19 protein-coding genes and 1 pseudogene are annotated in these 26,123 nt (G+C 73.4%); 12 read left to right on the plus strand and 8 right to left on the minus strand.

Annotated features, from left to right (window positions below; translation table 11 throughout):
• Positions 1 to 454, plus strand: a 454-nt coding sequence (locus E1291_RS44100) for a response regulator transcription factor (RefSeq protein WP_131739943.1), incomplete at its 5' end; no start/stop codon positions are given.
• Positions 455 to 667: 213 nt separating this feature from the next.
• Here the strand turns inward: E1291_RS44100 and E1291_RS44105 are convergent.
• Positions 668 to 1,795: a nitrilase-related carbon-nitrogen hydrolase gene (locus E1291_RS44105; RefSeq protein WP_242614311.1), complete on the minus strand. Its 1,128-nt coding sequence runs from the start codon at positions 1,793 to 1,795 to the stop codon at positions 668 to 670.
• Between the two features lie 180 nt (positions 1,796 to 1,975).
• Between E1291_RS44105 and E1291_RS22435 the strand changes: the two genes are divergently transcribed.
• Together E1291_RS22435 and E1291_RS22440 are read left to right on the plus strand one after the other, a co-directional pair.
• A complete protein-coding gene (locus E1291_RS22435; protein ID WP_131739944.1) occupies positions 1,976 to 2,335 on the plus strand; it encodes an STAS domain-containing protein in 360 nt (119 codons plus the stop codon).
• A gap of 86 nt (positions 2,336 to 2,421) precedes the next feature.
• A complete protein-coding gene (locus E1291_RS22440; RefSeq protein WP_131739945.1) occupies positions 2,422 to 4,005 on the plus strand; it encodes a purple acid phosphatase family protein in 1,584 nt (527 codons plus the stop codon).
• A gap of 143 nt (positions 4,006 to 4,148) precedes the next feature.
• Here the strand turns inward: E1291_RS22440 and E1291_RS22445 are convergent, their stop codons facing one another.
• The 3 genes from E1291_RS22445 to E1291_RS22455 form a co-directional block, all read right to left on the minus strand.
• Positions 4,149 to 5,498, minus strand: coding sequence for an erythromycin esterase family protein (locus E1291_RS22445; protein WP_131739946.1), 1,350 nt, complete (start codon positions 5,496 to 5,498; stop codon positions 4,149 to 4,151).
• A 225-nt stretch (positions 5,499 to 5,723) separates the two neighbouring features.
• On the minus strand, positions 5,724 to 6,575 hold the full coding sequence (locus E1291_RS22450; RefSeq protein WP_131739947.1) for an STAS domain-containing protein: 852 nt from the start codon (positions 6,573 to 6,575) through the stop codon (positions 5,724 to 5,726).
• Between the two features lie 3 nt (positions 6,576 to 6,578).
• Complete coding sequence (locus E1291_RS22455; protein ID WP_131739948.1) at positions 6,579 to 7,013, minus strand: hypothetical protein; 435 nt, start codon at positions 7,011 to 7,013, stop codon at positions 6,579 to 6,581.
• 515 nt (positions 7,014 to 7,528) lie between these two features.
• On the opposite strand from E1291_RS22455, the pseudogene E1291_RS22460 reads away from it, so the two are divergent.
• The 3 genes and pseudogenes from E1291_RS22460 to E1291_RS22470 all read left to right on the plus strand — a co-directional run.
• Positions 7,529 to 7,915, plus strand: a pseudogene (locus E1291_RS22460) (alpha-amylase family glycosyl hydrolase); the annotation flags it as partial.
• A 194-nt stretch (positions 7,916 to 8,109) separates the two neighbouring features.
• On the plus strand, positions 8,110 to 9,564 hold the full coding sequence (locus tag E1291_RS22465) for a maltokinase N-terminal cap-like domain-containing protein (RefSeq protein WP_165495240.1): 1,455 nt from the start codon (positions 8,110 to 8,112) through the stop codon (positions 9,562 to 9,564).
• 138 nt (positions 9,565 to 9,702) lie between these two features.
• Positions 9,703 to 10,926 carry a C40 family peptidase gene (locus E1291_RS22470; RefSeq protein ID WP_131739951.1) on the plus strand — a complete coding sequence of 408 codons (1,224 nt, stop codon included), beginning with the start codon at positions 9,703 to 9,705 and terminating at the stop codon, positions 10,924 to 10,926.
• Positions 10,927 to 11,263: 337 nt separating this feature from the next.
• On the opposite strand, the gene E1291_RS22475 is transcribed toward E1291_RS22470, so the two are convergent.
• Positions 11,264 to 12,319 carry a Rieske 2Fe-2S domain-containing protein gene (locus E1291_RS22475; protein ID WP_131739952.1) on the minus strand — a complete coding sequence of 352 codons (1,056 nt, stop codon included), beginning with the start codon at positions 12,317 to 12,319 and terminating at the stop codon, positions 11,264 to 11,266.
• A 293-nt stretch (positions 12,320 to 12,612) separates the two neighbouring features.
• Between E1291_RS22475 and E1291_RS22480 the strand changes: the two genes are divergently transcribed.
• On the plus strand, positions 12,613 to 14,076 hold the full coding sequence (locus E1291_RS22480; RefSeq protein WP_165495241.1) for a cytochrome P450: 1,464 nt from the start codon (positions 12,613 to 12,615) through the stop codon (positions 14,074 to 14,076).
• Here E1291_RS22480 and E1291_RS22485 read toward each other — a convergent pair.
• The 3 genes from E1291_RS22485 to E1291_RS22495 form a co-directional block, all read right to left on the minus strand.
• Positions 14,073 to 15,911 (minus strand): serine/threonine-protein kinase, encoded by a 1,839-nt coding sequence (locus tag E1291_RS22485; protein ID WP_131739954.1) that lies wholly within the window; start codon positions 15,909 to 15,911, stop codon positions 14,073 to 14,075. The two genes, E1291_RS22480 and E1291_RS22485, sit on opposite strands and share 4 nt — an antisense overlap.
• Before the next feature lie 156 nt (positions 15,912 to 16,067).
• On the minus strand, positions 16,068 to 17,585 hold the full coding sequence (locus E1291_RS22490) for a prenyltransferase/squalene oxidase repeat-containing protein (protein WP_131739955.1): 1,518 nt from the start codon (positions 17,583 to 17,585) through the stop codon (positions 16,068 to 16,070).
• Between the two features lie 8 nt (positions 17,586 to 17,593).
• Positions 17,594 to 18,616, minus strand: coding sequence for a terpene synthase family protein (locus tag E1291_RS22495; protein ID WP_131739956.1), 1,023 nt, complete (start codon positions 18,614 to 18,616; stop codon positions 17,594 to 17,596).
• A gap of 414 nt (positions 18,617 to 19,030) precedes the next feature.
• Between E1291_RS22495 and E1291_RS22500 the strand changes: the two genes are divergently transcribed.
• The 5 genes from E1291_RS22500 to E1291_RS22520 all read left to right on the plus strand — a co-directional run bounded on the left by E1291_RS22500 (position 19,031) and on the right by E1291_RS22520 (position 25,891).
• Positions 19,031 to 20,080 carry a polyprenyl synthetase family protein gene (locus E1291_RS22500; protein ID WP_131739957.1) on the plus strand — a complete coding sequence of 350 codons (1,050 nt, stop codon included), beginning with the start codon at positions 19,031 to 19,033 and terminating at the stop codon, positions 20,078 to 20,080.
• 138 nt (positions 20,081 to 20,218) lie between these two features.
• Entirely contained in the window at positions 20,219 to 22,309 is a 2,091-nt protein-coding gene (locus E1291_RS22505; RefSeq protein WP_131739958.1) for an ATP-binding protein, read from the plus strand.
• 295 nt (positions 22,310 to 22,604) lie between these two features.
• A complete protein-coding gene (locus E1291_RS22510) occupies positions 22,605 to 23,657 on the plus strand; it encodes a rod shape-determining protein (protein WP_165495242.1) in 1,053 nt (350 codons plus the stop codon).
• Positions 23,658 to 23,824: 167 nt separating this feature from the next.
• Positions 23,825 to 24,757, plus strand: a complete 933-nt coding sequence (locus tag E1291_RS22515; protein ID WP_131739960.1) for a DUF5954 family protein — start codon at positions 23,825 to 23,827, stop codon at positions 24,755 to 24,757.
• Positions 24,758 to 24,952: 195 nt separating this feature from the next.
• On the plus strand, positions 24,953 to 25,891 hold the full coding sequence (locus tag E1291_RS22520) for an MBL fold metallo-hydrolase (RefSeq protein WP_131739961.1): 939 nt from the start codon (positions 24,953 to 24,955) through the stop codon (positions 25,889 to 25,891).
• Positions 25,892 to 26,123: the final 232 nt, after the last annotated feature.

Here is a 26,123-nt window from a genome sequence, read left to right on the forward strand (position 1 = left end):
GGATCCGGATGTTGGACGAGACCCCGAACTTTCCCTTGCCCCCGTAGAGGGCGTAGCCGCCGCCCCCCGGCTGCGCCGTGCGGCGCGGCTCGCCGCGAAACTGGGCGCCGCGCCGTTGCGCGAGCGGATCGGCGTGCTGTCGCGCCGGGCGCGCATCCCGCTGTCGGACGGCGACGGCGGGCCGGGCGGCGGGCCGGAGAGTGGGCCAGAGGGCGGGCGGGACGGCGTGCCTGACGGCCGGACGACGGCGCGGCGGCTCGGGCTGACGCCGCGGGAGGCCGAGGTGCTGCGCCTGGTCGCCGAGGGGCGCAGCAACCGGGAGATCGCGGCCGCGCTGTTCATCTCCGTGAAGACCGCGAGCGTGCACGTCTCGAACATCCTCGGCAAACTCGGCGTATCGGGCCGCGGCGAAGCCGCCGCGACCGCCCACCGGCTCCACCTCTTCGACTCCTGACCCACCCCCGCCCGCCCGCCCGACCAGCGCTGCCCCACCCGACCAGCACCGGTCCAACCGACCAGTTCAGCCCGCCTGATCAGCCCTTAGCTCCGATCGGACCTTGTCGGCCCCGTTCAGTCCTGGTCCGCCTCGGTCAGTCCTAGTCCGCCTCGATTGGTCCCGGTCGATCCCGATCGGGCCTGTTCGGCCCTGGTCAGCTCTGCCGGCCCGTCAGCCGGGACGCCAGGGAGAGGCCGGGTCGGTCGGGCGGGGGGACTCGCTCACCTGGAGGGCGTAGGTGGGCCGATCTCCGCAGACCGTTCCCAGGTAGGCGTGGCCCGTGAGGTGGCACCAGGCCGGCAGGTCGATGGGGGCGGCGGGATCGGTGGCGATCAGGTGGACGACGGTGCCGGGGGGCAGGTCGGTGAGGTGGGCGCGGAGTTCGAGGAGCAGCCGCACGCATGACCGGTCACCGCCGTCGATGACGACCGGGCCGGCGGACGGGATCGGCTGGGCGGACGCGGCAGGCACGGCGGACGCAGCGGGCGCGGCAGGCACGGTGGATATAGAGGGCACGGCGGACATCGAGGGCCCAGCGGGCACCGTGGAGACTCTGGACACAGAGGACATGACAGGTACAGCGGGGACAGCGGGGAGTGCCGTCGGGGTCAGGGTCGCGCGGGCCATGGCGCCCGGTTCTGGGCCGGCCTCGGCGACCACCGTTCCGTCGGGGCGGCGGACGGCGGAGCGGCCCATGACCGGGCCGAGGCCGCCGGTCGTACCGGCGAAGCTGGCTACGACGCTCCAGACGCCGTGGCCGACGGCGACGCGGCGGGCCCACTCGGCCTGCTCCTGCGCCCGGTCCGCCTCCTCGGCGATGGCGGCGACGTAGACGTCGATGCCGAGCGCGGCGGTGGCGGAGGCGTGCTCGGGAACGCGGGTGTCCTTGCAGATCGCGAGGCCGAGGCGCCAGCCGCCGACGGTAAGGACGGCCGGTTCCGTGTCCGGGGTGAACCGCTCCGCCTCGGCGTCGCCCAGGTAAATCTTGCGGTAGGCGACGGCGACGTCCGTCTCGATGGCGAGCATCGCGATCGCCTCGCCGTCGCCGTGCCGGACGGGCGCGCCGGCGAGGGCCAGCGTTCCGGTCTCCGCGCAGGCCCGCATGAGCGGTTCCAGCCGGGGGTCCCCGGGGTCGACGGCCGGGGCGTCCAGTTCGTAGCCGGTCAGCGAGAGCTCCGGGAAGACGACCACCCGCGCCCCCGCGGAACGGACCGCCGCCGCGTGCGCGAGGGCGTTGGCCCCGACGTCGTGCGGCGTGCAGTGCGGCTGGACCACGGCGACGGTGATCGGCTCGCGCATGAGACCCCCGGAACAGTACGAATACGGATTAATCATAGTCAAAGCGGGTTGCCCGCCAATGGCGGAGCGAGTCCCGAGACTTGACCGTCTCTTTCAGGTTTCGTCCAGCTTTGAGGCTTACAGTCGCAGTGACGTACCCCCGGCTGTCATCCACGTGAGGAATCGACTTTGGGGCCGACCATGAACCTCGGAGTGGCACGAGTGGAGAGCACGGAGACCTGCGGGGTGCTGGCGTTCCCCGAGGAGGTCGACCTGAGCAACGGCGAGGCGATCCTCGACCAGGCCGTCGGGCTGCTCGACTCCGGGGCCCCGGCCCTCATCATCGACCTCACCGGCTGTACGTTCTGCGACTCCAACGGGCTGAACGTGATCACCCGGTCGCAGATGCGGGCCACCGAGCTCGGCGTCCCGATGTGGGTCGTGCTGCCCTCGCGCGGCATCGTCCGCCGGGTGACGGACGTGGCGGGCCTGCAGCGGCGCGTCGCCATCGCCCCGGACGTCGCGACGGCGCGGGAGGCGCTCGCCGCCCCGCGCGCCTGACCTGCGCCGCTTGAGCGGCCGCCCCTCCGCGTTCACCGTGCCGCCACGTGGCCGCGCCACCCTGCTCTAACGTGGACACTCCTCGCATGGGCATCCCCGCGCACGTCGCCGAGCACCTGAGCATGGCCGAGCGGCACGAGTACCTCCGGTCCGCGTTCACCCGCCGCCGGCTGCTCGGCGGCGGCGCCGTCGCCGCGGGCGCGATCGCCGCGGGCGGCGTGCTCGCCGACCCCGCCGCCGCCACGCCCCACCTGCGTCCCGCTCCCTCTCTCTTCCCCTCCACGACCCCCGCCACGGAGCATGTCGACGGGGCCCTCGTGGCGCCGATCGGCCGGCACCTGACGTTCGGCGCCGACCCGCGCACGGAGATGCGCGTGTCCTGGCAGGTGCCCGTCGCGGTGCGCAGGCCGTTCATCCGGATCGGGACGCGCCCGTGGAACCTCTCCCACCGGATCCCGGCGGAGGTCAGGACTCTGCACACCCCCGCCGGAGTGGGCGCGAGCCCGGACGTCACGCAGTATTACCTCCACGCCGTGCTGGAGCGGCTGCACCCCGGGACGACCTACTACTACGGCGTCGGCCACGACGGCTTCGACCCGGCGAGCCCTCACCTCGCCGGGACTCTCGGGACGTTCACCACGGCACCGCAGGTTCGGGGCCGCTTCACCTTCACCGCGTTCGGCGACCAGGGAATCAGCTACCACGCCCTGCAGAACGACAGCCTGATCCTCGCGCAGAACCCCGTGTTCCACCTGCACGCCGGGGACATCTGCTACGCCGACGCCTCCGGGCAGGGACGTCCCACCGACGACTATGACGCGCGCCTGTGGGACCAGTTCCTCGCCCAGACGGAGACGGTCGCCAAGCAGGTGCCGTGGATGGTCTCCTACGGCAACCACGACATGGAGGCGTGGTACTCCCCCAACGGCTACGGCGGTGAGGAGGCCCGCTTCCCGCTGCCGGAGAACGGCCCGGACCCGAAGAACCTGCCGGGCGTGTACTCGTTCGAGTACGGCAACACCGCGGTCATCTCCTTGGACGCCAACGACGTCTCCTACGAGATCCCCGCGAACCTGAACCTGTCCAAGGGGAAGCAGACGGCCTGGCTGGAACTGCGGCTGAAGACGCTGCGCCAGCGCCGGGACATCGACTTCATCGTGGTGTTCTTCCATCACTGCGCCTTCTCCACGACGAACCAGCACGCCTCCGAGGGCGGTGTCCGGGACGCGTGGGTGCCGCTGTTCGAGCGCTACCAGGTCGACCTCGTCGTCAACGGCCACAATCACGTCTACGAGCGGACCGACGCCATCAAGGGCGGCGCGGTGGCCCGGCAGGTGCCGATCGGCGGAACGGCCCGTCCGGAGACCGACGGCGTGGTGTACGTGACGGCGGGCGGCGCGGGCAAGAGCCTCTACGGCTTCCCGGTTCCCGACAGCTACGAGGGTCATGAGAAGCCCGTCGAGTCCGTGGTGACCTACGCGTGGGACAAGGACGGCCACAAGGTCCCCGAGACGGTGCACTGGTCGCGGGTGCGGTTCACCGGCTACTCGTTCGTCCGCGTCGACGTGGACCCGGCGCATCGCGGGGGCACCGCGACGCTGTCGGTGCGGGCGCTGGCCGAGAACGGCACCGAGGTCGACCGGTTCACGATCGCCCGTAAGGCCCGGTAGCGGCCCCAGTCCTGGGATGACCGGTGGGATGTGACCTGCGGGTCCCGGCCCCCGACCGGGCGAGGACCCACAGGTCGTCCAAGACCTCCGCAGGAGGCCCGTGACGGCGCCCCTTGGAGGAGCGGCCACCTGCGGAGGCCGGTCTACAGGCGGTTCGACGCCGTGATCGCGTGCAGGTGGATCAGGACGTCGAACGTCGGGCCGAGGGCCATCTGGTAGGGCGGCTCCGGCCAGCCCGTGCCGACGGTGCGGGTGGTGCGCTTCTGCGCCAGCCACTCGCGCGCCTCGGCGGGCGCCGTCCGCGTGTCGAGGTAGTAGTTCGTGCTCGCGACCTTGTCGAGGGTCTCCTCATTGCTGCCCGGGACCGGCGGGCCGAGGGTGTGCCGCTTCCATTCAGGGTCCGGCGGCGTCGTCGCGTTGAAGGAACCCTGGTAGAAGGTGAAGCCGAGGTTGACGTAGCGGTCGCCGAGGCGCTCCCGCAGGAAGGCCCCCTGCGTCTTGGTATAGCGCTCGGCGTCGTCCGCGATGTACCCGATGTGCCCTCCGTGCGCGGACACCACGACCTTCTCCCCCGTGGTGCGGTACCACCAGTCGACGTTCTCGGCCATCGCCCCGTCGCGGAACTTCATGGCCTCGCTGACCTCCTTGGCGTCGGTGAGGTCGAAGGCCACCAGCGTCGTGGTCTGGACGATGGAGCGGGCGTGCTGCAGCGTCCAGTGGAACGCCTCACCCTCGGGCTCGCCCTCCGGCCGCAGCGTCGTCAGCAGGTCGTACGCCTCGCCGTGGCCCCGGTTGATCGCGATGCGCTCGGCCAGTGGCAGCGCCACGAGGGCATCGAAGTCCTTCAGCGAACGCAGGCGCGCGTACGACTCCTCGAACCTGGGCACGAGGTCGGGACGCCGGTCGCGCACATAGTCGACGACCTTGTGGGTGAGCTCCTTGCCGAGCGTCGGAGCGTTCATGTCGTCGCCCATGAACTGGACTTTGCGGGAGTACCGCAGGTTGTGGTCGCGCATCCAGAGGAACAGGTCCATCCACTCGTGGGTGTACCAGGGCCCTGCCCCCGCGAACTCCTCGTCCATGATGGTGCGCAGATCGCCCTTGCCGTGCAGGACGAAGTCGTTGATCCGCAGCCCGGTGCTCCAGCCCGTCTCAAGGGCGAACGTCGTGAAACCCTTGTGCTCGACCAGATAACGGAACACCCGGTGCTTCATCGTGAAGAACTCGTGGGAACCGTGGGTGGTCTCCCCGACGCCCACGACGGCCGCGTTCTCCACGGACTTGGCGAGCGGGCGCAGGTCCCACAGGGGGCCGGTCGGCTCAGTGGTGCGCAGCGGGTGCGCGGCGGCGCGCAGGGCGGCGACCGGGTCACCGGACGGGCGCGGCGAGCGGGGCACAGCTTTGGCGTTGCCGCCGAGCAGCGGGACGGACGCGGCCGCGACGGCGGAGGCGGCGAGGAAGCTGCGGCGGGACAGCGGAGACGTCGTCGTCATGCGTCCAGGCTCCCGTGAACACCGGCGGCGCACGATCAGGCTGACTCCCCTCTCTCCGGTAGCGCAGCCTGTACCGGTAGCGCAGCCTGTACCGCTAGTACGGCTTGTACTGGCAGCACAGCCTGTACCTCTCGCCCCGCGCGTGTCTCACACAGTCCGTATCCAGCACAGTCCTTATCCAGCACAGCCTTTGTTCCACGCAGCTCTTATCCCGGCTTGGGGGTCTCAGGCCGGCTCGGTGACCGCCAGTGGTCCCCCGGCGGTACGGCAGGCGGTGAAAGCGGCGCCGAGGCCCTCCCGGTCGATGGCCTCGCGGAGCCTGGCCGGCAGACCGGGCAGCGACAGGCAGCCGCCCTCGGCGGCGACGCGCCAGCGGATGCCGAGCAGGATCGGCAGCGGGTCGCAACGCAGGCCGAGCCGGTCGCCCATCCGCACCATGAGGTGCCGCAGGTTCCCCTCGACCAGCGTGGTCAGGGTCTCGCCGAGCCTGCGCACCGTGGTCTGGTCGAGCACGCCGGACAGGTGGACGACGGTGTGGTCGCCGTCGCCGGCCTCGGACGTGGTGATCGCCAAAGTTCCGGCGGGAGCGGGGCCGGTGGCGAGGCGCGCGGCCGTCTCGGGGCCGTCCGGGTGCGGGAGGCGGAGAGCGTCGAGTACGTGCGTGGTGTCGGCGCCGGCTGGGGTCCCGTCCGGCAGCGGCGCGGCGGTCGCGGCGGCGACGTCGGGGAACACCGGGACGAGCCGCGAGAGCCCGGTGGCGTGCAGCGCGCACCGCACCGGGGCGGCCATCACCGGTACGACCGCCCGCAGCGGGCAGCCGAGGTCGCGCGCGCGGGTCTCGGCGCGGGCCAGGAGGACGAGCCCGGAGGCGTCGAGGAGGATGGAGTCACCGAAGTCGACCACGACTCCTTTGGGGCGCCGCGCCGCGCCGGCGGGTCGTGCGGCCAGGGCGAGGGCCCGGCACACCCCGGTCCTGATCCCGGCGTAGTTCTGCCGGCCGACCTGCGCGGGCAGGGTCACGACGACGAAGCCTCGCCGGGTCGCGACCCGCAGGCCCGGCACGGTCGTATCTCTCATCTGTCACATCCCGATCGGGGTTCGGAGGGCCGTGGCGGCCTTCCGGGACGGAGCGGTCAGGTCGCCGGGCCCCGGGGCCGCGAAGGCGGCACGGCGGCGCGGCGGGAGCGGCGGGACGGCGGACGGCCGCGCTCCGGTGGACCGGTGCCCGCCGGGCCGGGTTCCCGGCGAGCGGGCCGTCCGAGGGCCGTCCGGGCGGGAACTCACGTCCGGGTAGGGCGGGCGTGCACCGCGCACGACGCCCGTCAGCCGGGACGCCGCGAGGCGCTCGATCGTCCGCTCTTCGGGCCGCACACCGAGATGGGCGCAGCAGCACCACAGGTCGTCCACGCAGCGGCGCACGTTCTCAGCCGGGACGTCGGCGAAGCGAACGCGCAGCCGCGCCACGAGGTCGTCGCGGGCCGACACGGCCGATCGCGACAGCTCCCAGCGCTCCACTGTCCCTCCGATCGCTCAGGACGAATCGCTCAGGACGAGAGGACGCCGTCCGCCCGGTCGCCATCGGCCGCCTCCCGGCAGGTCTTGAGCCTGGAAACGGCCTACCCGTGGTGTGCGCCGAAAAAAAGCGGCGAACCTAAAAAGACGGACATGGAGCGAGAGGCACGGAAAGAGAGGCACAGAAGGAGCAGCACAGAAAGGCGGCCACAAAAGGACGTACACGAAAAGAAAGGCACAAAAAGGGGCATTCACGGCCCGTCCTGCGGCATGCGGTCCGGTGCCGGGCCCCGGTCAGCGGGGCCGGGCCGGGTGAGTCGGGTGGTGTCCGAGGCCGTCGGGTCAGGGGCAGTGACGAGATTTTACGGATGGTTGCCCGTCGCGGACGTCGCGCACGGCGCGGCGCGGGCATTGCTGATCTAGGTGACCCCGGCCGTCCAGGGCGGTTCCTCCCCTGAGGGTCCGCCGACCGGGCCGGCTCCGCCGATCCGAACGTCTCTCGCACACCGGGATGGCCCATGCACGTCAAGCCGAAGCCCCGCACCGCTTCTGCGCCGGTCGCCGACCCGTTCCGGGCGCACGCGCCGCGGGATCCGTGTTGCTTCAAGACGGCGGTGTTCCATGAGGTGTCGGTCCGGGGATACGCCGACTCCAACGGCGACGGCCACGGCGACCTGCGCGGCCTCATCGGCAAACTCGACCACCTGCAATGGCTGGGCATCGACTGCCTGTGGCTCCTGCCCATTGACCAGTCACCAAGGCGCAACGGTGGCTACGACATCGCCGACTACACCCGCATTCTGCCCGACTTCGGCGACCCGTGCGGCTTCGGCGATCTGGACGGCTTCGGCGACCTCATCGGACAGGCCCGCGCCCGTGGCATCCGCGTCATCGCCGACTCGGTGCAGCCGGGCGGACTCGGCCTGCGGCGCTTCGAGGGCCGCTCCCCCGTCGAATGCGGACCCGTCGAATGGGGAGGCGGCATACGGTTCCCCGCCGTCGGCCAACTGCCCTGCCTGCTGACGCTCCCCGGTCACGGTTTCTACTGGTTCGAGCTGAATCCTCCCGCCAGCGGGGACGCCGAGAGGGCGGGCTGACCGTGCTCCCGTCCGAGGACGTCCTCATCCGGAGACTCGCGGAGTGGCTGCCGCGGCAGCGGTGGTTCGGCGGCAAGGACGGCCCGATCGACGAGATCACCATCGGTACCGCCACCGAGCTGCGCACCGGCGACCCCGCCCTCACCCACCTCGTCCTCGACGTCCGCCAGCACACCGCCACCGACCACTACCAGCTCCTCCTCGGCACCCGCCGCCACCTCCCCGACCGCCTCCGCCACGCCGAGATCGGCGAGTTCCCCGAGGACGGCGCGGGCGACGCGGGCGGCAAGGGCGGCACAGGCGGCCCCTCGGGGCATCTGTACGACGCCGCCTACGACGCCGACCTGACCGCGACGCTGCTCGCCGGGCTCGCGGACGAGGCGTCCATCGGGCCGCTGCGCTTCCACCGCGTGCCCGGCACGGCCCTCCGGACCGACCTCACGAGCCTGCCGATCACCGCCGAGCAGAGCAACACGTCGCTGCTGTTCGGCGACGACTACATCTGCAAGCTGTTCCGGCGGCTGAGCCAGGGCGTCAACCTCGATCTGGAGGTCAACCTCGCGCTGACCCGGCAGGGCTGCGCGCGCGTGCCCGCGGTGCACGGCTGGATCGAGCTGGAACCCCGCGTCCCCGGCGCCGAGCCGGTCACCCTCGCGCTGCTGTCGGACTACCTGCGCACCGGCTCGGACGGCTGGAGCCTCGCGATCGCCAGCGTCCGCGACTGGTACGCGTACACGGCTCCGCCGGGCGAGGACGAGCGGGCGGAGCCGGACGCCGGCGCCGCGGGCGGTGACTTCGCCGCCGAGGCCGAGCGGCTCGGCGCCGCCACCGCCGAGGTGCACCGGGCGCTCGCCGCGGCGTTCGGCGTGACGACGATCCCCGCCGACGACGTCCGGGCCATGGCGGCGCGGATGAACGAGGAGCTGACGGGCACCTGCCGGGCGGTGCCCTCGCTGGCGCCCTACGCCAGGGCCCTCACCGACGCGTTCGTCGAGCTGGCGGCGCGGGCCGAGCCGCTGCCCGTCCAGCGCGTCCATGGGGACTACCACCTCGGCCAGGTTCTGCGAACCGAAGGCGGCTGGACCCTGATCGACTTCGAAGGCGAACCCGCCCGGACCCCCGCCGAACGCCGCGCCCCCGCACACCCCCTCCGCGACGTCGCCGGAATGCTCCGCTCCTTCGAGTACGCCGCCCGCTTCCTCAGCACCAGGTCCGGTGCCCTTCCGCCCGAGTCGGGACGCCTGCTGGAGAGCCGGGCCCACGCGTGGGCGGCGCGCAACCGCGCCGCGTTCTGCCACGGCTACGCCGCCGCCGGAGGCCAAGACCCGGCGGCGCACCCGGTCCTCATGCGCGCGTTCGAGTTCGAGAAGGCCGTCTACGAGGTGCGGTACGAGGCGCGCAACCGGCCGGCCTGGCTGCCGGTTCCGCTGACCTCGCTGGCCCATCTGACCACATGATCAAAGACACGAAACAGCAGCCCAAATTCGACGTCATGATCATGTAAAATCGGCGCGCTCTCCCGATTCCGCCGCCTTCAACGGGTACCCGAACTGTCGGCGGGAGATCATTCGACCACGGAAAACGGAGAGCACCGAATGCGCGGAACACGTCACACCGGCCGCGAGCGGCACCAGGACGCGGCGTTCGCCCGCCGGCCCCGCCACGACGGGACGCCGGTCCGAAAACGGAGGATGCTCCGGGCGGCGGTCACCGTCGCCGCCGCGGGCGCCGCCGTGACCCTCCCGATCGGGTCACAGGCATTGGCCCAGCTCAACCCCGTCGTACTGAAGCGGCTCGGCCTGGACTCGGCGACCCTGAGCAGGGTCAAGGCCTACGACCGGTACCGCACCCGCGAGGCACGCCAGCGGGAGCGGGCGAGGACCGCGCTGACGTTCGCCCGCCGGCAGGTCGGCAAGCCCTACCGCTGGGGCGCGGCCGGCCCGTCCGGCTACGACTGTTCGGGCCTCGCGATGGCCTCCTGGCGCAGGGCGGGCGTCACGCTTCCCCGCGTCACCTACTCCCAGTACGCGTCGGTGAAGCGGAAGGTGCGGCTGCGGCACCTGCGGCCCGGCGACCTGATCTTCTTCCATGGCCGCAGCCACGTGGGGATCTATCTCGGGCACGGACGGTACCTGCACGCGCCGTACACCGGGGCGCGGATCCGCGTCGACCGGCTCGACCGAGGCCGTCGGCGGCAGTTCGCCGGGGCCGTGCGGCCGGGCGCGCCGGCGTACCGGAAATGGTCCCCGTCCATCCGGGAACTCGTCGACAAGATCGACAGAATGGGCGCCAAACGGGACGCGGCCAAGCAGCGGCCGCCTGATACCGATGCGCAGCCGAAGTCCGACGCGATGGATTTCGACATGCCGATGGCGTTCCGGAAGAACCGTCCCTCGCACTCGTCCCCGCGCTCCCCCGGAAAGGCTCTCGCGCCGGGCTCGGACGGGCGGACCCTCCAGAAGCCGAAGCACGGCCCCGCACGCGGACGCTCCGGTCCGGACGAGCCGGAGCAAGGCCGGCAGCACGACCAGGAGCAGGGCCAAGAGCACAGCCAGGAGCACGGCCGGCAACCCAGGTTGGAGAACAGCCGGGTACGTGAGAACAGCCCGGCGCACGCGCGGGAGCACGCAGACGAGCGTGTGCAGGAGCAAGGCCAAGAGCTCAGGTGGGAGCACGGATCGGTGCGCGGCTCCGTGACCGACCCGGACCACGACCCGGCACCCGCGTCCGGACGGGACAACGAAGCACCGGCCGAGCCGGACACCGGATCCCGCGTCTGGACGACCCTCGCGGAACCGTCGCCCTCCGGCGACGGCTGACCCGAGGCTCCGCGGCGGGCGGCCGGTCCGCCCGCCGCACCCTCAGCCCCCATTCCCCCGCACTCAGCGTCCCCCCTTCTCCAAGGTCCTCCCGCCTCTTCTCCTCCACGACGCCGAGCCGCGAGCGGCGCAGACGCGCCCATCGACCGCCATCGCCTTCAGCCCCCGAGCCACAGCGCGGGCAACGATCTCGTTACCAATCCGTCCCGCACCGACGACCAAGCCCGCCACCCCCTGCCGAGCACACCCACACCCAAACACTGCACATGCCGAAGCGCACCGCTTACGTCCGGGGGCCGCGTGTGTGCGGGGCCTGCTTGCGAAGGCATGCGTTAGGTCATTTCGCAGCGTTCTTCTCGTGGACGCGATGTGTTCCGGTGCGTGCTGCCTCGCTCGGCTGGGTGTTCGCTTCGCGTGTGGATCCTGCGGACGCCTGGGCGAAGGACGGGGCATAGAACTGGGCGGCCCAGCGGCGGTAGGGGGTGATGGGGCCGTCGCCTCCGGCGAGCCTTGGCCGGTCCAGGTAGGACCGGTTGTTCCAGACGGGGAAGTCCTGGCGCACGTCCGCCCACAGGGTCGGCCCGATGAGGTGGGTGGCCAGCCATGCCAGAAGCTTGGGCCTACGAGGACGCCGGAAGCGCAGGCCGAGCAGGGCCCGGAACTCCAGTTCGCCCGGATCGGTCGGGGTCTGCAGGAAGAACGCCTGCACCTCCAGGCCGAGGCTCGGGACGACGCCCCGCGCCGAGTTGACGCCCAACCCGTAGGCGCGGGCGACGAAGTGGAACGGCAGCGCTCCGAACGGCGGGAACGAACGGCGCGTCACGACCTCGGCGCGCATGCTCGGCCCGGTGAACTCCAGCCGGTCGACCCGCGCGCTCCGGTATCCGTGCAGCGCGGTGAAGTGCCCCATGTCGACGGTGTTCTCGACGATGTCCTGAGGATGCGCGGTGAGCCGGTGAAGGCGCTTGATCGGCGCGGGGAAGCCGTCCTCCATCACCGGCGGGACCTCCCAGCGGGGCGGGCGGCCCAGGGCGTCCCACCAGACGAGCAGGATGCCGTCGACTTCGCGGACCTCCAGCAGCGACAGCCGCGTCCTCGGTGGAGGGGCGCCGTTGCCGGTGCGCACGCACGACCCGTCCGCCGCGAACGCGAACCGGTGGAACGGGCAGATGAGGTTCTCGCCCTCCACCGTCGCCCCGTAGCCGAGGTGCGCGCCGAGGTGCGGGCAGTAGGGGCGGACGGCGCGCACCACGCCGCCCCGGGTGCGGTAGAGGACGACGTCGTCCCCCATCAGCCGCCGCCGCAGGACGCCGCCGGGACGCAGGTCGCCGCTGAAGGCGACGCCGTACCAGCCGTCGGGACAGGGAGGCAGGACCCGACTTGTCGGATTCATTGACCGGCCTTTCACAGTTTCGGTGTCGAGGCATTCTCGGCGGCGGGACGAGCCGCCGCCTCTTTCCCCGGGCGGCGCGGGCCGAATCCATGCGAAGTGGAAAACGTTCACTTGCCCGTCCAGGAATCATCCTTTTTTCAGTAAAGAGTTCTTTGGGTGTCGTAGCGGAGGGCCGCGCGCGGCAGCAGGCAGGCTCCCGTCAGCGGGGAATCCGCCCCGTATTTCGGTATCCCGTATCCGCCCCGCCCCTGCGCGCCTCCGCATCGCCCGCCCGACCCCTGATGGAGAGTTCGATGCCGCCCCTGACCGTCCCTCCCGCCCCCGGGCGCCTGCCCCTGCTCGGCCACGCACACCGCCTCTTCCGCGACCCCGTCGGGCTGTTGCAGTCGATGCGCGAGGCGGGCCCGATCGCGGCGTTCCACATCGGTTCCCGGCCGGTGTGCGTGATCGGCTCGCCGGAGCTGCTCAGGCGGGTGCTCGTGACGGAGGCCGGCTCGTTCGTCCGCGGGCTCGCCTACGACCGGGCCAGGCCGATCCTCGGCGACGGGCTCGCCACCTCGGACGGGGACCCGCACCTGCGGCAGCGCCGGCTGATGCTGCCCTCGTTCCACCGCGCCCGGCTCGTCGGCTACACCGGCGTGATGCGCGCCCAGGCCGAAGCGCTCGGCCGGTCGTGGTGGAACGGGCGCGCCGTCGCCCTCGACCGCTCCCTCCACCAGGCCAGTGCCGCCGGGGCGCTGCGGGCGCTCTTCCGCACCGACCTGGACGACGCCACGGTCGCCCAGATCAACCACTGCGTCACGGTGTTCTTGCAGGAGATCCCGTTGCGCTCCGTTCTCCCCCGGTTCGCCGCCCGCCTGCCGACGCCCGGCAACCGGCGGTTCGCCCGGGTCGCCGAACGGCTGCGCACCATCGTCGACGAAATGATCGACGAGCGCCGCCCCGGACGGGCCGCTCGTCCCGCGCGGATCGCGCACGCGACACCCATGCGGGCCGTGCCCGCGCAGGCCGCGGCGTCGCCGCGGGCTGTGCGCCCTGAGCGCCTCGGGCGGGACGCGGCGTCCCACGCCCCGATGCCGGACGGCGCGCTGTCGGAGGACCTGCTGTCCATGCTGATGGCCGCACGGGACGAGGAGACCGGCGACGCCATGACCCCCCGGCAGTTGCGCGACGAGATCGTGACGATCCTCGCGGGGGGCTCGGAGACCGTTCCGGCGACCCTGTCGTGGCTCTACTACGAACTGGGGCGCAACCCGGCCGTCCAGACGCGCCTTCAGGAAGAGCTGGACGACGTCCTGGGCGGACGTCCCATCGAGTTCGACGACCTGCCCAAGCTGGAGTACACGCGCCGCCTCATCGACGAGACGCTAAGACTCCACAGCGTCGCGTGGATGATGTCCAGGCGCGCGCGCACGGACGTGAACCTGGGCGGACATCTGATACCCGCCGGAACGGAGCTGCTGTTCAGCCCGACCACGCTGCACCGGGACCCGGCCCTCTACCCCGACCCGCTGCGCTTCGATCCCGACCGCTGGCTCTCGCCCCCGCCCAGGGAGCACTTCGTCCCGTTCGGCGCAGGGCCCCGCAAATGCATCGGCGTCCACTTCTCCTACATTCAGATGACGGTCATCGTCGCGACCCTGTCGGCCCGCTGGTCCGTGTCCCCCGTCCCAGGGACCCGCGTCCGCGAACGTGCCGCCGGTGCGCTCCGCCCGGATCATCTGCCGATGACCGTCCACCACCGTCCCGCGCGCTAGGGCCAGAGTGTGGGCTCCTCGTCATGCGACTCCGTTCCTTTCCCGAGGCCGCGTTTCCAGAGGCCGCTCAGCCTTCTGGGGACGGCCTGAATCGGCGTGGCCGTCAGGACCAGCAAGCCGAAGAAGGCGACGAGGGCCAGCAGCGGCACCGCGCCCCAGCCCGTGAGCACCGCCGCCATCGGCGCCGCGACGAGCCAGCCGATCACGCCTCCCGCCGCTCGCACGGCGTGCATGTGCGCCGCCGGGCCGGGGGCGCCCGCACTGATGTGGAGGATGCCGAGCACCCCGACGCCCATCGCTATGAGCCCGATCAGAACGCGCCCTGTGTCCAGGCGGAAACAGCGGAACACCGACATGGCGAAGAAGAGCATCACCAGGGGCAGCACGACCGAGAGCAGCCCGAAGCCGCCCCGGACGACGCGTTCGAGCGCGGCGGTCACCACGCCGCTCGGCCTGAACCAGGTGACAGAGGCCAGCAGGATCGACGTGCCGAGCAAGGCCAGAGCGGGACCGTCGCGGCGCCAGGCGGGGTCCATGTCCGAAGATCCGCTCCCGTAGGCACGGAACACCGATCCCACGCCGGCGGCGGTCCACTCGTAGAGCTTCAAGGGAAGGATCAAGGACGCCACCAGCGAGCTGTTCCCGCCGTGACGCGAACGCTGCGCGGCACCACGGCCGTTCCGCTTGGCAGGAGGACGGCGAGCCGGTTTCCGAGGCGCCGGCCGCTTCCGGCGGGAAGCGGGCACGGCACTCGTCTTGCGCCCTCGGTTCCCCCGGGGAGGCGTATCAGGTGGCGGCTCATCCGGCGCTGACTCCATCGGGATGGACGGGGTCGAGTGCGCTTCCGTCCCACCCGGCGTCCCGCCCGTGGGTTCGTATGGCGGAGAACCGGAGACCGGCGGTTCCGGATCGCGCACCGGCAACGGAGCCATGCGGGTACCGGTCGTCGCGCCTCCGGCGGCGCCCTCAGTAACGGTCCTGGCCGGAACAGCGGTCGAATGGGAGGTACTGGTCTCTGTGCTCAGCGTGGTGAGGCGGGTCAGGACGTCGGTCGCGGCAGGGCGGTCGGCGGGGTCCTTGGCGAGAAGGTCCAGGACCAGCCGCTCCAGGTCGGGCGGGGTGCCGGGGCGGACGTCCCGCAAAGCGGGCGGCGCCACGTGCAGATGCTGATGGATGTACGCGGCCATGGTGGGGCCGGTGAAGGGCGGATCGCCGGTGAGCAGCGCGTGGAGGGTGCACCCGAAGGAGTACATGTCGGACCGCTCGTCCGACCGCAGGCCCTGGTAATGCTCGGGCGCCACGTAGGCGGGAGTGCCGAGGAACTGCCCGGTCGGGGTCAGGTCGGTGGTGACGTCCGCGTACCGCGCGATGCCGAAGTCGCAGATCTTCACCCCGCCCTCGGCCAGCTCCATCAGGTTCGCCGGCTTGATGTCGCGGTGCACCACGCCCTTGCCGTGCGCGTACGCCAAGGCGTCGGCGACGCTCCTCATCAGCGATACCGCGCGCACCGGGGCGAGCCCGCCGGGGCTGTCGGCGAGAAGGGCCTTGAAGTCCCGTCCCTCCAGCAACTCCATTACGAAGTAGGGGCGTCCCTCGTGTTCGCCCATATCGTGGACGACGGTGATCCCGTGGTGCCCCAGCGACGCCGCCGACTGCGCCTCGCGCTGCAGCCGGGCGGCGAACTGCGGGGAGTCGCGCTGGGCCGGTGCCACGATCTTGATGGCGATCCGCCGGTTCAGTTTGAGGTCGTCGGCGACCCACAGCTCGCCCATGCCGCCCCCGCCGAGCCGGCGCGCGAGGCGGTACTTGCCGCCCAGCACCGCTCCCCGGTCCACCGCCCCCGCCTCTCCACGAGCACGACACCCGAGTCCCGGCTCGACGACGTCAGTTTCCCGTACATACACCGACAGGGGAATCGGTTCCACACAAAAGCCGCCCGCCCGGCTGTGGACGGTGGCGCGGTGCCGGGCGGGCGGGTCCTGGGCCGCGCGCTACCGGCGCGCGGCGTGGGCGGCGGCGAGGACCGTGGCGGCCAGGACGGCCGAGGACGCCACGTCATGCGGGGTGTAGCAGCTGCGTCCCACCCACAGCTCGGGGTACGGGCCGTCGAGGTGCGCTCGAAGGTAGCGGTACGCCGCGCTCCAGACCGGGGCGGGCACGCGTGCTCCCCGGCGGGCGAAGAGGTCCAGGTTGAGAACGGCGTAGGCCGTCTCCTCCGGGGTGCCGCGCCCGTACCAGCCCCACGAACCGTCCGGGCGGCGCGTACCGAGCAGCCACGACAGCGTCGGTTCCAGCGACGTCGCGTCCAACAGCAGCGGCGTCGCGCTCATCAGGGCGGACGTGACCTGAGCGGTCGCGTAGTACGGCGAGGCGTGCCACTTGTCGTACCACCACGCGTCCTCCCGGCGCGTCTCCAGAAGAAAGTCGACGATCTTGCCCATCGGGCGCACGTACCCGGCCGGACACAGCGCGAGGGCCTCCAGGACCCGGGCGTTCGGCGTGACCGAGCCGTCCCGCTCCCCCGGGTAGGTGAAGAAGCAGCGTTCGCCCTCGAACGCGAGCAGGCCGTCCAGCAGTCCCAGGACGTCGCGGCCCGCGGCGCGCAGGACGATGATCGCCATGGCGCTGTCGTCGGGGTCGGGCAGCGGGAAGCCGCCGCTCAGCCCGAGATGGCCGCGCGGGCCGAGCAGCTCCCGGAGCCGGTCCAGGCAGCGGGTGACCGCGGCCCGGCGGCGGTCGAGCAGCCGGGCCCGCCCCAGGTTGTGCAGTGCCCAGGCCAGTTCGAACGCCTCCGTCGGGTACAGCGACGGGACGCCGCCGTCCGGGAAGCGCCGGGCCAGGTCCTCCAGGTAGCCGAGCGCCGGTCCGCTCCCGCACGCCGCCCAGAGCGCGGCGGTCGCGGACGGCGAGTTGGCCAGCGACCCGTCCGGGCCGCTGAAGCGCGCGAGCGCGCGGAGACCCGGATCGGGCTCGACGGCCTCCAGGGAGTACATCAGCGACGTCGGATGGGCGAGCAGGCGTTCCCTCGGAATCAGGTCCAGCTTGGCCTGGCGGGTCTTGGCCAGCTCCGACCAGTCGCCGTACGGCAGGTCCAGGCCGCGCTCGAACGCCACGTCCAGCAGGAGCGGGACCGCCAGTTCGAAGCCCATCGTCTCCCCGGTGGGAGCGCTCCGCCAGTCGCCGGAGCGGTCCCGCAGGTACGCCAGCCCCGCCCGGACCGCCGCTTCCCCACCGGGCGGGGCGGGGCCGGGATCGGTCAGGGCCACGATCGCGGCCAGCGTGCAGACCGTCCGGTCGTGGGGCAGCTCGATCTCACCGCCCCACGAGCCGTCCGCGCGCTGGTGCCGCGTCAGCCAGTCCAGGGCCCTCGGGAACCGGACGGTCCCGTCCGGGGCGCGCAGCCGCGCCATCCACGCGGTGGTGTAGGCGCAGGGGCCGAACGAGCCGCCCTCCCCGAGCCGGTCCAGGAGCGCCGCGGCGCGTCCGGAGGCGTCGACGCGCGAGCTCACGCCCGCGCTCACGCCGCGTGCCCGGCGTCGGTGCGCTCGTAGTGCCGTACCGACCACAGGAGCTGGCGTTCCAGAGCGAGCGCGGGGCCCGGCACCGGGCCGAGCAGGGGCCGCAGCGCGCCCCGGCAGCGCGCGACGTGCCGGGAGATCCGGGCGCGGACCTCGTCCGGCGCGAGGCCGAGCGCGAGCGCGTCCAGGACGCCCTCCTCCCGCTCGCGGTGGTGGCCGCGCAGGTCGTTGGCCAGCCGCACGGCCAGGCAGGCGTCCCGCAGGGCCCGTCCCAGGATCGGTGACACCCCGCCCGGCCGCACGGCGTCCGGGCCGCCGGTACAGGCGAGCCCCGTACAGGCGAACGCGGTACCGGCAGGCGCGGTACCGGTGAGTGCGGTACCGGCGGGCACGGTGCGGGCGGCGCCGGTGCCCCCCGCGCCGCCGCAGGCCGGGCAGGGACACGACATGTCGGACCACATCGCCAGGACGAGCGGCGCGAAGGCGACGCTCGCGGCACCCTGCCGCAGGTACTCGTCGAGATCCGGAGGGGCCCCGCCCGACGCGACCCGGAGAGCGGCCTCGTACTCGAACAGGGCACCGGCCAGCGCCTCGTCGACGGCCCGCCGCCAGGACGGCAGGACGGCCGGGCACACGGCGACCGCGTCCCGCAGCTCGGCGAGCGCCGATTCCAGGGGGGCCGGACCGCCCGGGGACGTTCCGCGCACGATCGTCCCGAGCCGGGCCAGGCCGTCCCGCAGCCGATCGGGGTCGCGGCGGGCGGCGGAACCGTCCGTCCACGCGTCCAGCGCGAAGATCCACAGACCGGTCCGCACGGTCAGGTCGGCGCCGGCGGGAGACAGCCACGGCGCCACGAACGCGGCCGGCAGGCTGCACAGTGGCGCCAGCCCCGGATCGAACGGCGGGCCGAGCCGCCGCGCCCACCGCGCCGAACGCTCCGTCAGCCTCGCGGTGACGACGGCCGCGTCCGCGGCGGCGAGCACGTCCAGCATCCCGCCCTCCGGCACGGCGCCCTCCGGCACAGCACCGCCTCGCACCGAACTGGCCCGAACAGCACCATTCCGCACAGCACCGTCGAACTCGGCACCGTCGAACACCGTGCCGCTCCCTGTCGAGTCCGCGCCCATACTCGCCCCACCTATCTATTTGTGGTGAAATTCCGGAAACATGGCGGCCGGGAAGCCGCGCCCGGGAGGCCCCGTCCCGGCTCCGAGCCAACCGGGGGAAGGCGCGGACCGGGTCGCCTTTTGCCCGGCTCGTTCCACTTCCGGCATGCGGCTTTGCCACCTCTCCGCGAGGTATGGGCAACACCATGGAAAGGTAATTCGCCCTTCCCCGGCCCTGCCTTTCCATCGTTCGGGATCGTTCGGTCTACGTTTGCCCTCAAACTGCGCCGCGCCGGCCAACGGAGGAACAGAGACAGTGGAGGGACGAGCATGACGATGATCGAGGCACCGGCACGGCCCGCCGGAGCCGCCGGGCAGGTGCTGGCGCGCACCCGCGCGGTCTTCGAGCCCGCGCTGCGCGCGGCGGTGCACCGGCTGCCGACGCCGATCCGCCGCATCGCGGGCTACCATCTCGGCTGGTGGGACGCCGACGAGCGCCCGGTGGAGGTACCGGACGGGACCGGCAAGGCGATCCGGCCGGTGCTGGCGCTGCTGTGCGGCGCGGCCGTCGGCGGCGACGCCGCCGACGCGATCCCGGCCGCGGTCGCGGTGGAGCTGGTGCACAACTTCTCACTGCTGCACGACGACATCATGGACGGCGACCGGACGCGGCGGCACCGGCCGGCCGCGTGGACGGTGTTCGGGACCGCGCAGGCGCTGCTGGCCGGCGACTCCCTGCTGGTCGCGGCGATGGACACGCTCGCCTCGGACCGCCCCGAGATCGCGCCGCGCGCGCTGCACGACCTCGCGGCGGGGATGCAGGACCTGTGCGCGGGCCAGAGCGCCGACATGCGGCTGGCGTCGGGACCGGGCGCGACGCTGGACGACTGCCGGGAGGTCATCGCGGGCAAGACCGCGTCGCTGCTCGGGTGCGCGTGCTCGCTGGGCGCCATGTACGGCGGCGGCGGCGCCGCGCAGGTCCGGCTGCTGCGGATGTTCGGCGAGCGGCTCGGGCACGCCTTCCAGCTGGCCGACGACATCCTCGGGATCTGGGGCGACCCGCGGGAGACCGGCAAGCCCGCGCTGGGCGACCTCGCCCGCCGGAAACGGTCGCTGCCGGTGGTGGCCGCGCTCGCGTCCGGCACCGCCGCGGGCCGGGAGCTGTCGGCGGCCTACGAGGCGGGCGTGGAGTTCTCGCCCGCCGTGCTCACTCACCTGGCCGGGCTGGTCGAGCGGACGGGGGCCCGGCGGCTGGCCGCCGACCTCGCCGCCCGCAACCTCGCCGACGCCGTCGCCTGCCTGGACGCCGCCGTCCTGCGGCCCGGCCCGGCTGCGGATCTGCGCGCCATCGCCGACCTGGTGGGCGCCCGCACCGGCTGACCGGCGCCGGCTGCCCCGGGCCCGCCGACCCCGGCCGGGCCGGAGGCCGGGTTCGGCCGTTCTCCTTACCGCACGCATTTCCCCCGCTACGGTCGGAGGTCAGTGGAAGGCGGGAACGGCACGGGACGGTGACGGCTCATGGGCGGATCGGCGGCGGGCGCCGGGCGGCAGGGCGGGAACCTGCCCGCCGGGCTTTCGAGCTTCGTGGGACGGGCCGGTGAGCTCGCCGAGCTGGCGCGGCTGCTGGACGCCGCGCCGCTGGTGACGCTCACCGGCGTCGGCGGCGTCGGCAAGACCCGCACGGCGCTGGAGGCGGCGCACCGGATCCGCGGCCGGTTCGCCGACGGGGTCTGGCTGGTGGAGCTGTCCCGGCTGCGCGACCCGGTGCTGCTGCCGCACGCGGTCGCGTCCGCCATGGGCCTGCACGACCAGGGCACGCGCCCGCTGGCCGACGTGCTCGGCGAGTACCTCGCCGGCCGGAGCACGCTGCTGCTGCTCGACACGTGCGAGCACATGGCGGACGCGTGCGCCGTGCTGGCCGAGACGCTGCTCGCGGCGGCGCCGCGGCTGCGGATCCTCGCCACCGGCCGGCAGCCGCTCGGCGTCGGCGGCGAGCAGGTGCTGACGCTCGCGCCGCTGCCCGTCCCGGCCGAGGGCGAGGAGGACGCGGCCGGCGCCGCCGAGCACGACGGGGTGCGGCTGTTCGCCGACCGCGCCCGGTACGCGGTGCCCGGCTTCACCGTCGACGACGCCAACCGGGCCGTCGTGGTCCGGCTCTGCCGGCGCCTCGACGGGCTGCCGCTGGCGCTGGAGCTGGCCGCGCCGTGGCTGCGGGTGCTGCCGGTGGAGGCCGTCGCCGACCGGCTGGACGACCGGTTCCGGCTGCTCGCCCGCGGCCCCGGCAAGGAGCCGGGGCGGCACGAGACGCTGCGCACGGCGATCGGCTGGAGCCACGAGCTGTGCGGCCCGGCGGAGCGGCTGCTGTGGGCGCGGGCGTCGGTGTTCGCCGGCGGCTTCGACCGGCACACCGTCCAGGAGGTGTGCGCGGGCGGGCCGCTCGGCCACGCCGACGTCCCGCGCGTGCTGGCCCGGCTCGTCCACAAGTCGATCCTGGTGGAGGAGGGCACCGGACCGCACGCCCGATACCGGATGCTCGACACCGTCCGCGAGTACGGGGCGCGGTGGCTGCGCGAGCTCGGCGAGGAGCCGTCGATCCGGCGGCGGCACCGCGAGTTCCACATCGCGCAGGCCCGCCGCGCCTACGCGTGCTGGATGGGCGGCCGGCAGGTCGCCTGGTACGAGCGGATCCTCGCCGTGCACCCCGACGTCCGCGCGGCGCTGGAGAACTGCCTCGCCGAGCCCGAGGGCGGCGAGGCCCTGGAGCTGGCCGGGGCGCTGTGGTTCTTCTGGTACGCGTGCGGCTTCCAGCGGGAGGGGCGGCACTACCTCGAACGGGCGCTGGCCGCCTCGGACACGCCCGGCCCGCAGCGGACGCGGGCGGCGTGGGCGCGCGGCCTGATCACGCTCTCCCAGGGCGACCTCGCCGCGACCTGCGAATGCGTCGACACCTGCCGGGCCGGGACGGGACGGGCCGCCGCGACGGCGGCGGCGTTCCTGGAGGGGTCGGCGTTGACGCTGAGCGGTGAGAACGTCCGCGCGCTGGAGGTGCTGCGCGCGATGGAGCCCGACCCAGGGCGCGGCGGGGTGGAGGAGGCGGTCTGGTTCCTCGAACGCGGCGTCCGCGCGTTCGCGCACGTCCAGCTCGGGGAGCTGACCGAGGCCGCCGCGCTGGCCGAGGAGTCGCGGGCAGGCAGCGCCGAGCGCGGCGAACGCTGCCTTCAGGCGTGGGGCGACTACGTCCAGGCACTGGCCGAGCTCGGCCTCGGCCGTCCCGTCGCCGCCGCCGGGCACGCGCGCGGCGCGCTGGAGGGCAAGCGGCCCCTGCACGACACCTGGTTCATGGCGCTGTGCCTGGACGCGCTGGCGCTCGCGGTCGCCGCCGCGGGCGACGCCGAGCGCGCCGCGCGGCTGATCGGCATCGGCCAGCGGATCTGGCGGGCGCACGGACTCCCGCAGCTCGGCTCACCGCAGCTCGCCGCCAACCGGGCGGCCTGTGAGCGCGGGCTGCGGCGGATCCTCGGCGACGCCGCCTACGAGGCGGCCTACGCACGCGGCCTCCAGACCCCGCCCGAGGACGGCGTCGAATACGCGATCTCCGGCGCCGCCTGACCCCCGCCCTCGCACACCAAGGCCCCACTCTCAGCCCCGAGCCGCGGTCCACGACCACGGCGCCGCCGAGCGAACAGAACGCCGGGCAGGACGCCTCTCTACGGCGGAGACCCACGAGCCGCGCCCGCACGAATGCTCGCGATCGTTGGGTCGCGAGCATTCGGTGGCGGGGGCGGTCATGGATTCACGATCGCGCCGTCGTTGCCATTCGCTTACCCGTCCATGGGCATCGGCGCAGGACGCCTGGGCATCACAGACTCCGGGCGCATTCCGGGCGAATGGGGGGACAACAGCGATGTGGGACTACGCGGGCCGGGACACCGCCATCGACCTGGGCAGCGCCACCGTGCGGATGCACCTGAAGGACCGCGGGGTCGTCTGCCGGGAACCGTCCGTGCTGGCCCGCTCGCGGAGCACCGGGCGGATCCTCGCCCTGGGCGCCCCCGCCCTGCAGATGGCCGGGCGCAACCCGGACGTCAGGCTCGTGTACCCCGTCCGCGACGGCGCGCCGACCGACACCGACGAGACCGAGTACCTGATGCGGCACCTCGTCCGCACCCACCACCGGCGCTACTACATGGCGCGGCCCCGGCTGGTCATGACCGTGCCGAGCGGGCTCTCGCCGGTGTACTACCGCGCGCTGCAGTCCTCCGCCTACCAGGCCGGGGCGCGGCGCCTGGCGCTGGTCCCGACGCCCATCGCCGCCGCCGTCGGCCTCGGCATGACCGAGTCCGGCCCCGAGATCGCCGTCGTCGCCGACATCGGGGCGGACCTCACCGACGTCGGCGTCATCTCCTTCGGCGGCCTGGTCAGCTCGCACACCGCCCGCGTCGGCGGGTCCAGCCTGGACCGCGCGATCGTCGCACTGGTCCGGCGCGAGCACGCGGTGGTGCTGTCGGCGGCCGCGGCGGAGGCCGCCAAGCTCGCGGTCGGCGCCGTGCCCGCGGTGGGCCGCCATCCCGTCCGGCAGACCACCGTCGAGGGACGCGACGTCGCGACCGGGCTGCCCCGGCGGCTGGTGCTCACCACCACCGACGTCCAGCGGGCCATCGAGGGTCCCATCGGCCGGATCGTCGAGGCCATCGGCACCGCGCTCGGCGGCTGCTCGCCGGAGATCTCCGGCGAGTTGCTGAGCGCGGGCGTCACGCTGACCGGCGGCACCGCCCGGCTGCCGGGCCTGGAACGGCTGATCCGCGAGCGCACCGGGCTCAGCGCCTGGCTCGGCGACGACACCGGCGACGCCGCCGTGATCGGCGCCGCGGGCGTGCTGCGCGCCACCGGCGCCCGGACGCCCGCGCGCGACGGCACGCTCCACCAGACCCTCCCGGAGACCGTCCCGCAGCACTGAGGCGGCCGCGCCCGGGACCGGAACCGGGCGCCGCGCGACCGCGGATCGGCACTGGCCGGGGCATTGACGCCGGATCGGACAACCCGTCGGGGCAGGTGTCGGAATCCACGGGTGACCGGGTGGTCGTTTCGGTGACGCTCGCCGGTGCGCGGCGTCACGATGGGTGCATGGCCTTCCAGAGGATGACCGGCTACGACCTGATCAACCTCGTCCGGGACCTCGGGCCCGTGGCGGCGGTCCGCGACCAGGAGGCGGCCGAGCGGATGCGCGTCTATCCCAAGGTCGTCGGCGCGGGACCACCCGACTTCGGGGTCGCCGAGCAGTCCGGCCGCGCGTGGCGCATCCTGCGGCTCGGCGCGATGGAGCCCTACGGCGCGCGGGTCGACCTCGCCGTGCACCTGCGCGACACGGCCGCCGGGCGGGACCGGCGCGCCCGCGAGGAGATGCGCGCGATCGCCGACCGGTGCGACCCCGAGGTCGGCGAGGCCACCGCCGACAACGACTTCGCCGCGGGCGGCACCCGCTACCGGATCGTCCGTGTGCTGGGCTTCACGCGCTTCGGCGAGGACGGGCCGGAGCCCGCCCGCGCCACCGACACCGAGGAGGGCCCCCTCCGCTCGTTCCTCATCGACCCGACCGCCCCGGTCGGCCCGGCCGAGGCCGCGCTCCGGCTGGAGCTGCTGAGCCTCGTGCCCGCCGCCGGGACCGTCCCGGAGGGGCTGCGCCAGGAGGCGGTCACGGCGATCCGCGACCATCCGGGCGTGGTGCTGCTGCCACCGGAGTTCACGGTCGTCGAAGATCTCGACGACCGGTGGCGCCCCATCACCGGCGGGGACGGCCCGCAGGACGCCCGCGCCGCCCTCGCCCACTACTTCCGCGTCATCCTGCCGCGGTTCACACCGCCGGGCACGCCGCCGCCGAGCCCCGGCGAACTGGCCGAGTACGCCCGCGCCGCCGACCGGGTCGACGCCGACCGGGGCGTGGAGTTCGTCGCCTGCGGCCGCCGGTTCCGCGTCGTCCGGGTCGTCCGGATGATCCGCGTCGGACCGGACGGTCCCGAACCCGCGCGCCCGTCCGACGACGACCCCGGCGAGCGCTGACCGGCCGGGGGCCCCAGGCGCGGCCGTCCCGGACCACCGGAGGCCGGTGCCGGAAGCCGCCGCCCGTCGTCGGCGCCCGTCGTCGCCATGCCCGTCGTCGGCGCCCGTCGTCGCCGCGATGGCCGGTGCGCGTCACGAGGATGACCGGCGCGCGTCCCCGTGGTTAGACTCCGGGCCGACGACGGGGAGATCAGCATGAGCGACGCGCCCGAGCGTGAGGGCACCGGAAGGCCGCATCTGCGGGAGGTCTCCGAGGGGATCTTCGCCTACGTCCAGCCGGACGGCACCTGGTGGATCAACAACACCGGGGTCCTCGTCGGCGCCCGCGGCGTCACCAGCGTGGACGCCTGCTCGACCGAGCGCAGGACGCGCGCCTACCTGGAGGCGATCGGGTCGGTCACGTCCCGGCCCGTCCGGACGCTGATCAACACTCACCACCACGGTGACCACACCTTCGGCAACTACCTGTTCGCGGGCGCGACGGTGGTCGGGCACGAGGGGACCCGCGCGGGCGTGCTCGGCTGGGGCAAGCCGTTCGACGAGCCGTACTGGACGAAGGTCGACTGGGGCGGCATCGAACTGGAGCCGCCCTTCCTCACCTACACCGACGGCGTGACCCTGTGGGTGGACGAGCTGCGCTGCGAGGTCCGCTACACGGGGACGCCCGCGCACACCACCAACGACTCGATCGTGTGGATCCCCGAACGGCGGGTGCTGTTCTCCGGGGACCTGCTGTTCAACGGCGGCACCCCCTTCCTGCTCCAGGGGTCGGTGGCCGGGGCGGTCAAGGTCCTGGAGGAGGTCGTCGCGCCGCTGAAGGCCGAGACGATCGTCCCCGGGCACGGCCCCGTCGCCGGGCCGGAGCTCGTCGGCGACGTGCTGGGCTATCTGCGGTTCGTGCAGACCACCGCGGCGGAGGGCAAGGCGGCGGGGCTGTCGCCGCTGGAGGCGGCCCGCGAGACCGACCTCGGCGCCTACGCGGACCTGACCGACCCCGAGCGGCTGGTCGGCAACCTGCACCGCGCCTACGCCGAGATCGACGGGCTCGCGCCCGGCGGCGGCATCGACATGCTCGCCGCGCTGAACGACATGATCACCTTCAACGGTGGCCGCCCGCTCACCTGCCGCGCCTGACGCACCCGGGTATACCTACTCACCGGTAACCGAGTAGCGGAGCGGATGGGCCGCTCCCCCACCGCACGCCAGGCTGTCCGGCATGGACGGTTTGTACGCACTCAAGCCCTGGTACGCGGCGCGGCTCGGCGCCGTCCGCGCCGTGCTCGTCCGGCGCCGGGTCTCCCCGGACGCGGTGACCGCCGCGGGCGTCCTCGCGGGCGCCGCCGCCGGAGCCGCGCTGGCCCTCACC

It is taken from the genome of Actinomadura roseirufa (genome assembly GCF_900659635.1).
Taxonomy (GTDB): Bacteria; Actinomycetota; Actinomycetes; order Streptosporangiales; family Streptosporangiaceae; genus Spirillospora; species Spirillospora roseirufa.